Genomic DNA, 601 nt, shown 5'->3' with positions numbered 1-601 from the left:
AAAGATAGGCTTTTAGCGCGATTCACTGGCCATAACAAATCACCATTTAGTGAACCAATGGTCGAGATCTTGTGTCGCGTTAATCGCTCTACAATCTCGTCAACATTCAGGCTAAACATCAGTGGTTTGGGTAATTGCTCGATATCTTTCGCTTTCAGTTTATTGCGGTTGTTGGCATCGTAATTCCACTTTTCACCCACTGGCTTACCGTCTTGCATCAAAATATCAAAGCGCTTGCGCATCCGTCGGTAAAAGTGCTCCATCATGACATGTTTGCCTTGCGGGAACTGCTGTTCTATTTCTGCAAAAGGCAGTAAAAAATGCTCAGTGTCGACGCAACGTTTGACAACACCTTCTAATTTCAACTTGGTCAGTTGTTCCAACAGTCGATATTCATCTGGCCGTTGATACTCAAATTTGCTTGCCCCAACTTCACGAACGTAGTGCTGCAATACTTGGTCAAGATCGTCAAAAGCGGCAGTGTCATCCAACGTTAGATGCAGAACATGATGCCCTTGCTCTTGCTTCTCTTGAGCAAAAATAGCCATCGCGGAGAAGAAAGCGCACACCTTTTGAATGTGATGCGTAACGTAAGTGTTAG

At 44.3% G+C, this 601-nt stretch carries 1 protein-coding gene; it reads right to left on the bottom strand.

The genetic code is table 11. The features are described 5' to 3' along the window. A partial coding sequence (locus tag R7R24_RS28530; RefSeq protein ID WP_318120431.1) for a cryptochrome/photolyase family protein occupies positions 1-601 on the bottom strand: 601 nt, incomplete at both ends.

Source organism: Vibrio sp. 704 (assembly GCF_033339295.1).
Note: the sequence above shows the minus strand (reverse complement) of the source record. Positions and strands in the feature narration are given on the sequence as shown.